Here is a 7,801-nt window from a genome sequence, read left to right as displayed (position 1 = left end):
AGCTCCTCGAGCGGCCAATCATCGAAGCAGTGCAGACCCGGCTGCTTCGGAGCGGGAGCCGCCCCGGCCGGGTCGAACGGCAGCGCGTTGGCGCGCGCCTCGGCCAGCGTCGCGAGCTCATTCTGACCCTTGTTCGCACGGGCGTCCCGCACCGCCTGGTAATCCTGCGCCGTCTTCTCGACGAGCGGATCGCGCTGAGTCTCCGAAACCAGAGCCGAAGCAACCCCGACCGCGCGGCTGGCATCGAGCACGTGGATCACCGGCCCTTCATAGGCCTGGTCGATGCGAAGCGCAGTGTGGACCTTGCTGGTGGTGGCGCCGCCGATCAGCAGCGGCAGCGCGAGCCCGGCGCGCTGCATCTCCTCGGCGACGGTGACCATCTCGTCGACCGACGGCGTGATCAGGCCGGAAAGGCCGATGATGTCGGCCTGGTTCTCGTTCGCCGCCTGGAGGATCGTCGTCCAGGGCGCCATCACCCCGAGGTCGATCACTTCGTAGCCGTTGCACTGCAGGACGACGCCGACGATGTTCTTGCCGATGTCGTGGACGTCGCCCTTGACCGTGGCCATCAGGATCTTCCCGGCCTGCTGACGCGGCTGGCCGGTCTTCTCCGCCTCCATGAACGGCTCGAGCCAGGCCACCGCCTGTTTCATCACCCGCGCCGACTTGACCACCTGCGGCAGGAACATCCGGCCCGAGCCGAACAGGTCGCCGACCACGTTCATCCCGTCCATCAGCGGGCCCTCGATGACGTGCAGCGGCCGCTCCGATTGCAGCCGCGCCTCCTCGGTGTCGGCCTCGATCCAGTCCGTGATGCCGTGCACCAGGGCGTGTTCGATCCGCTTGCCGACAGGCTGGTCGCGCCATGTCAGGTCGACGACCCGCGCCGCCCCCTTGTCGCCCTTGTAGTTGGGCGCGAGGTCGACCAGCCGCTCGGTGTTCGAGACATTGGTCCGCTGCGGCCGGTTCAGGATCACATCCTCGACGGCTTCCCTCAGCACCGGGTCGATGTCGTCATAGACCGGCAGGTCGCCGGCGTTGACGATGCCCATGTCCATGCCCGCCTGGATGGCGTGGTACAGGAAGACCGAGTGGATCGCCCGCCGCACCGGCTCGTTGCCGCGGAAGCTGAACGACACGTTCGACACCCCGCCCGACACCCGCGCATAGGGCAGGGTGGCCTTTATCGCCCGCGTCGCCTCGATGAAGTCGACGGCGTAGTTGTCGTGTTCCTCGATGCCCGTCGCCACGGCGAAGATGTTGGGGTCGAAGATGATGTCCTCGGGCGGGAAGCCGACCTCGTCGACGAGGATGCGGTAGGCCCGGGTGCAGATCTCGATCTTGCGCGCGGCGGTGTCGGCCTGGCCCTGCTCGTCGAACGCCATGACCACTACGGCGGCGCCGTAGCGCAGGCATTTGACCGCCTGGTCGCGGAACTCGGCCTCGCCCGCCTTCATCGAGATCGAATTGACGATCGGCTTGCCCTGGACGCATTTCAGCCCCGCCTCGATCACCTCCCATTTGGAGCTGTCGATCATCACCGGCACACGGGCGATGTCCGGTTCGGCCGCGATCAGGTTGAGGAAGGTGCGCATGGCGACGACGCCGTCCAGCAGCCCCTCGTCCATGTTCACGTCGATGATCGAAGCCCCGGCCTCGACTTGCTGCCGCGCGACGGCCAGCGCCCCGGCGTAGTCGCCCTCGACCACCAGCTTGCGGAATTTGGCCGACCCAGTGACGTTGGTCCGCTCGCCGACGTTGATGAAGGTGGGACGCACTACGCTACCAGTTCAAAAGGCTCGAGGCCCGACAGTCGCATGGCCACGGGCCGTTCCGGAATGGCGCGCGGCGGCAGGCCCGCGACCTCGTCCGCCACATGCCGGATGTGTTCCGGCGTCGTGCCGCAGCAGCCGCCGACGATGTTGACCAACCCCGACTTCGCCCACTCCTCGATGAAGTGGGCCGTCTCGTGCGGCTGTTCGTCGTATTCGCCCATGGCGTTGGGCAGGCCGGCGTTGGGATAGGCGGCGACGAGGGTGTCGGCCACGCGCGAGAGTTCGGCGATGAAGGGCCGCATCAGCTCGCCGCCGAGGGCGCAGTTGAAGCCGACCGCGAAGGGTTTGGCGTGCCGCACGCTGTGCCAGAAGGCCTCGGCCGTCTGGCCGCTCAGGGTCCGGCCGGAACGGTCGACGATGGTGCCCGAGATCCAGATCGGCAGCGGCTCCAGCCCCTCGTCGGCAAGGTCGAGGATGGCCTTGATCGCCGCCTTGCAGTTGAGCGTGTCGGTGATGGTCTCGATCAGATACAGGTCGACGCCGCCCGCATGCAGCGCCCGCACCTGATGGCGGTAGGCCTCGTAGACCTGATCGAAGGTCACGCTGCGCGCGCCGGGGTCGTTCACGTCCGAGGACATCGACAGCATCTTGTTCAGCGGCCCGATCGAGCCGGCGGCGAAGCGCGGCTTGGCGGGGGTCTTCGTCGTCCAGCGGTCGGCCTCGGCGCGGGCCAGTCTGGCGCCCTCGAAATTGATGTCCCACACCGCCTGTTCGTCCAGGGCATAGTCGTCCTGGGCGATGGTCGTGGCCGAAAAGGTGTTGGTCTCGGTGATGTCCGCGCCGGCGGCGAAATACTGGTCGTGCAGGTCCGCGATGACGTCCGGCCGGGTGAGGCACAGGATGTCGTTGTTCCCCTTCAGCTGCACCGGATGCTCGGCGAAGCGGTCGCCGCGGAACTCGGCCTCGGACAGGTCGCGGCGCTGGATCATCACCCCCCAGCTGCCGTCCAGCACGAGGATGCGCTCGCGGGCGGCGGCGTGCAGGGCGGCGATTCGATCTTGTCTGTTCATCGTTCAGCTCCCCTGCGCGCGTCGGACCCCTCCACCCCTTCGGGGTCCCCCTCCCCATCTGCGACGGGGAGGAGACGAGGCGGCGCGACCTGTCTCCTCCCTGTTCGCGCAGCGAATGGGGAGGGGGACCGCGAAGCGGTGGAGGGGTCGTGGAGTTCACGCACCGGCCGTCTCGCGCACGCCCAGCACCCGGCAGATGGCGTAGACCAGGTCGGCGCGGTTCAGGGTGTAGAAGTGGAAGTCGGAGAACCCCTCCTCCTGCAGCCGGGCGCAGGTCTCGGCGGCGACGGAGGCGGCGATCAGCTTGCGGGTCTCGGGGTCGTCGTCCAGCCCCTCGAAATGCGCGGCCAGCCAGTCGGGCACCGCCGCGCCGCAGCCCGCCGACATCCGCTTCAGCCCGGCGAAGTTCGACACCGGCATCACGCCCGGGATGATGGGGATGGTCACGCCCGCCGCCCGCACGCGGTCGCGGAACCTCAGGAAGGCGTCGATGTCGAAGAAGAACTGGCTGATCGCCCGCGTCGCCCCGGCGTCGACCTTGGCCTTGAGCACATCGAGGTCGTGGGCCGCCGACGGGCTCTCCGGATGGCCCTCGGGATAGCAGCCGACGCTGATCTCGAACCCGCCCCGCCGGGCCACGGCGGCGGTCAGCTCGGTGGCGTTGGCGTAGCCGTCCGCGCGCGGGACATAGGCCCCGCCGAGGCCGGCGCCGCCGGGCGGATCGCCGCGCAGGGCCACGATGTGGCGCACCCCGGCAGCGCGATAGCCGTCGATGACCGCGTCGACCTCGTCGCGGCTGGCCTCGACGCAGGTCAGGTGGGCGGCGGGCGTGAGCTCGGTCTCGGCGAGGATGCGCTGCACGGTGCGGTGGGTGCGCTCGCGGGTCGATCCGCCGGCGCCGTAGGTGACCGAGACGAAGTCCGGTTTCAGCGGGGCCAGGCGGGTCACCGCCTTCCACAGGTTCGCCTCGGCCTCGTCGGAGCGGGGCGGGAAGAATTCGAACGACACGCGCGGCCGCGAGCTGTCCTGTCCGGCACGGGCCACGGGCCCCAGCGGCGACAGCAGCAGGGCGCGGGCCTCGGCAAGGCTGAGGGCGGGGGCGGTCACGCGACCTTCGCCTTCTGGTCGGTCGACCGTTCAGCTGTCCAGATGACCACGGTCAGACCGTCGGTGTCCGGGGGCAGGGCGATCGGCGCCGAGGCGGTCAGACCGGCCTCGCCCAGCCAGCGCCGCATCTCTTCGTCGGAGAAGCCGAGCCGCCGGTGCTGATGCTCCTCGCGCAGATGTTCCAGGGCGTGCGGCGCGAAGTCGACGATAAGCAGTCGTCCGCCCGGCATGACCAGCCGGGCCGCCTCGGCCACGGCCGCGGCCGGATCGGCGAGGTAGTGCAGCACCTGGTGCACCAGCACCAGATCGGCGCTCTGCTGCGGCAGGCGGGTGGCGAAGATGTCGCCGTGGCGCAGCTCGACCTTGTCCAGCCCGGCGCGGGTGACGTTGGCGCGGGCGATGTTGAGCATGTTCTGGCTGAGGTCGAGGCCCAGCGACATTTTCGCCTTGCGGCCCAGCAGGGTCAGCATCCGGCCCGATCCGGTGCCCAGATCCACGACCCGCTCGAACGGACCGTCCCCCGCGGCCTTGAGGATGGCCGCCTCGACGGCGGTCTCGCAGACGTAGAGGGAGCGAATCCGGTCCCACTGCGGCGCGATGCGCTCGAAATAGGCCCCGGCGGCCGCCTCGCGGTCGCGCCGCACCTCTTCCAGCCGGCGGTCGTCGGCTTCGCCGGCGCTGGTCTCGACGACGTCCAGGACGGTGTCGATCAGGCGCCGGGCCGGAGCATCGGACGTCAGGCGGTAGAACACCCGCGCCCCGTCCGGAAATCGTTCGATCAGGCCCGCGTCGGTCATCAGCTTGAGGTGCCGCGACACGCGCGGTTGGCTCTGGTCGAGGATGCGCGACAGCTCCATCACCGACAGCTCTTCTCCGGCCAGCAGCGACAGCACCCGCAGGCGGGTCGGCTCGCCCGCGGCGCGCAAGGCCTCGACGGTCTGGTCTGCGGTCAGTGACATGGCTTCATATAAAGATATCCTTATATGATTATGCAAGCGGAAACCGCTGGTCAGGGCAGCCGTTCAGGCACAATCTGTCGGGACCGGCACAGCCTATCAGGACCCCTGTGATGACCTCTCGCGCCCACGCCCTGGCGGCTTCGGTCGCCGTCCTGTTCCTGTCCTCGCCCGCCGTGGCCCGGACCACCCCGGCTCAGGACCCCGCCGCCACGCCCACGCCAACACCCATGCGCATGGGCCCGCCCGGAGGCGGCATGGGTCCGGCCCGCACCCTGGCCGAGGTTCCCGCCTGGACCGACCGGCTGTTCGGCCGCCTCGACGCCAACCAGGACGCGGCCATTACGGGCGACGAGCTGGCGGTCCTGACCCGCGGGCCAGCCGGCGCCATGGGCGGGGGGCGCCTGCGCACCATGATCGCCCAGTCGGACACCAGCGGCGACGGTCGCATCACGCGAGAGGAACTGGGCGTCGGGACCGAGCGCATGTTCGTCCGCATGGACGCCAACGGCGACGGCCAGTTGTCGGACGACGAGATGCCGCGCCCGCCGGCGCCGCCGCGCGCGCCGTCGATCCCGATGCCCGCGCCCGAGCCCATGCCGATGCCGGACATGCCCGGGGGTTCGGCCTGATCAGTCCTCGGCCGGCCCCTTCCGGGTCAGGGCGCCGACGGCGGACCAGCCCCTGAAGTCGATACCCGGCGCGGCCGATGGCGCGGCGGAGGCCGGCGGCGCGTCCGGCAGCGGCGCCAGCCGCCGCTTGTTGACGTGGCTCTCCGGCCGGGGCTCGGCCTGGTCCGGATACTCGCCGCGGAAATAGTAGCGCTGCCACGCCTGCTTGATCGCCTCGGGATCGCCCGCGGCCATGCTGTTGTTGAACAGCGTCCGCGTCTCCTTCCACGTCTCGTACTGGCGCGCGAGGTCGGCGTCGTCGTCCAGCGAGACCCGCACGGGCTCGAAGGCCTCGATACGGCGGTGCTCGACCGGCTGGATGAAGCAGAACGGCTCGTCCTTCTCGAACCGGACCTTGCCCGGCGCGGTGAAGGCCCAGTTCATCGTGAACGGATAGGGCAGCCAGTCCGTCTCGACCAGGCCCTCCAGCGGCGCGAGCCCGTGCTTGAACCGGTTCGGAACGCCGGACGCCCGCAGCGCCCAGCCCGGCGGCGTGCGGAACAGCCATCCGGTGTGGAAGGTGACGATCCCGTGCGTGAAGTGCGAGGCCGCGAAATGGTCGAACAGGGTCGCGTCCGCGTCGGGGGCGAAGCGGATCGCGTCGGCCCCCTGTCCCCCGTCCCACTCGGCCTCGAATCCGAACGGGCAGAGCAACTCCCAGCCAGTCGTATTGGCCATGCTCAGCGGCAGACAACGGTAGGGGTGGCGGGCGGTGAAGGCGTCCATCCAGTCGCGGTCCGGCCGTCCGGGAACCAGCGGCGGCGGCGACGGACGGGTCGGGAAACACTCCAGGGTCAAGGGCGCGGACCTGGTCGGGGACGAGGCCGCCGGCGGGGTGGGGGAGAGTGCTTCGGACAAGGCCTGACTCGCAACTGGAGGACGAGCGCGACTATGCCATGGCCGACCGTCCACGCCAGTGTTCGAACCTGATCAGTCCGGGACGGGCGTCTTCAGCGGCTCGCCGGCGAAGGCCGCCTCGAGGTTCTGCAACAGCAGCGCCAGCATGCCTTGCACCGCCTCCGTCGTGGCCCCGCCGGTGTGCGGCGTCAGCACGGTGTTGGGCACGCCGGCCCAGCGCGCGGCCTGCGTCGGCTCCTCCTCGAAGACGTCCAGCGCCGCCTGGCCCAGACGACCCTCCTTCAGCGCCGCGATCAGCGCCTCTTCGTCGACCAGCTGGCCGCGCGCCACATTGACCAGCAGGCCGGCCGGCCCCAGCGCCTCCATGACCTCCCGCGAGATCAGGCCGACATTGCTGTCGTCGGCCTTGCAGGCGACCACCAGGATGTCGCTGTCGCGGGCCAGGTCCAGCAGGCTGTCGGCGCGCGGCCAGGCCGCCGCCTTCTCCCGCGGTCCCCACCATCTGACCGCCATACGGAGAGCCTCGCCTCGTCGGGCCACGGCCTCGCCGATATGGCCCAGACCGACCACGCCCAGCCTCTGGCCGTTCAGGGACGGGGTGATCATCTTCGACTCGGCGGTCCAGTCGCCCGCGCGGAGGGCGCGGTCGCCGGCGGCGATCTGGCGCCGCGCCGCGAGGATCAGGCCCAGGGCGTGGTCGGCGACATCCTCGTGATTGACCGCCGGCGCGTGCGTGACCGGCAGCCCCCGCGCCCGGCACCACGCCACGTCGATGCGGTCGTAGCCCGAGGTGAAGCAGGCGATCAGCTGCAGGTTCGGCAGCGTCTCGATCAGATGCTTGTCCAGCGGGAATTCCCCGGCCACGACCAGCGCCCGGATGTCGTGCGCGGCCTCGATCGGCGGCCCTTCCCAGAACCGGTAGACATCGTAGGCGCTCTCCAGGAACGCCGTCAGCGGCGCCAGATGGCGCTGCATGATTAGCAGGGCGGGGCGTTGGGTCATGGCCGCAGGCTAGCGCGAGCCAAGGCGAAAAGGGAGGGGGCCGGCGCTTCGCCCGGAATAGGGCAGGTCTCTTCGGCTGCGACCTCGACGCTCTTGTCCCGGCATTCGGCGTCGCTTCGACCGGATGACCGACCCCGGATTACCGCCCGAATTTCTGGAACTTGATCCGGTGCGGGATCAGGCTCTCCACCCCGAGGCGACGCTTCTTGTCCTCCTCGTACGCCTCGAAGTTGCCCTCGAACCATTCCACGTGGCTGTCGCCCTCGAAGGCGAGGATGTGAGTCGCCAGGCGGTCGAGGAACCAGCGGTCGTGGGAGATGACCACGGCGCAGCCGGCGAAGCCTTCCAGCGCCTCCTCGAGG

The 7,801-nt window shown here is 69.9% G+C and carries 7 protein-coding genes and 1 pseudogene; 1 reads left to right on the top strand and 7 read right to left on the bottom strand.

All coding sequences use genetic code 11. The annotated features are described in order from the left end of the window. From VEA62_RS10450 to VEA62_RS10435, 4 genes are all read right to left on the bottom strand, one after another. Positions 1–1,778 (bottom strand): dihydropteroate synthase (locus tag VEA62_RS10450; RefSeq protein WP_324821357.1); only part of this gene is annotated, 1,778 nt, incomplete at its 3' end. Next, the gene (locus VEA62_RS10445) at positions 1,778–2,845 is read right to left on the bottom strand and encodes a homocysteine S-methyltransferase family protein (RefSeq protein WP_324821355.1); all 1,068 of its coding nucleotides are present in this window, start codon (positions 2,843–2,845) and stop codon (positions 1,778–1,780) included. The genes VEA62_RS10445 and VEA62_RS10450, both read right to left, overlap by 1 nt. Before the next feature lie 156 nt (positions 2,846–3,001). Further along, positions 3,002–3,952: a methylenetetrahydrofolate reductase [NAD(P)H] gene (metF, locus tag VEA62_RS10440; protein ID WP_324821353.1), complete on the bottom strand. Its 951-nt coding sequence runs from the start codon at positions 3,950–3,952 to the stop codon at positions 3,002–3,004. Beyond that, positions 3,949–4,911, bottom strand: coding sequence for a metalloregulator ArsR/SmtB family transcription factor (locus VEA62_RS10435; protein WP_324821351.1), 963 nt, complete (start codon positions 4,909–4,911; stop codon positions 3,949–3,951). The genes metF and VEA62_RS10435 overlap by 4 nt, the downstream gene beginning before the upstream one ends. Before the next feature lie 110 nt (positions 4,912–5,021). Here VEA62_RS10435 and VEA62_RS10430 point away from each other — a divergent pair, with 110 nt between their 5' ends. Next, positions 5,022–5,540, top strand: a complete 519-nt coding sequence (locus VEA62_RS10430) for an EF-hand domain-containing protein (RefSeq protein ID WP_324821349.1) — start codon at positions 5,022–5,024, stop codon at positions 5,538–5,540. On the opposite strand, the gene VEA62_RS10425 is transcribed toward VEA62_RS10430, so the two are convergent. The 3 genes and pseudogenes from VEA62_RS10425 to VEA62_RS10415 all read right to left on the bottom strand — a co-directional run. After that, complete coding sequence (locus VEA62_RS10425) at positions 5,541–6,377, bottom strand: DUF6065 family protein (RefSeq protein ID WP_324821347.1); 837 nt, start codon at positions 6,375–6,377, stop codon at positions 5,541–5,543. Positions 6,378–6,509: 132 nt separating this feature from the next. After that, positions 6,510–7,439, bottom strand: a complete 930-nt coding sequence (locus VEA62_RS10420) for a 2-hydroxyacid dehydrogenase (protein ID WP_324821345.1) — start codon at positions 7,437–7,439, stop codon at positions 6,510–6,512. Positions 7,440–7,578: 139 nt separating this feature from the next. Further along, positions 7,579–7,801, bottom strand: a pseudogene (locus VEA62_RS10415) (energy-dependent translational throttle protein EttA); the annotation flags it as partial.

This window comes from Brevundimonas sp., from assembly GCF_035627475.1.
Lineage (GTDB): Bacteria > Pseudomonadota > Alphaproteobacteria > Caulobacterales > Caulobacteraceae > Brevundimonas.
Note: the sequence above shows the minus strand (reverse complement) of the source record. Positions and strands in the feature narration are given on the sequence as shown.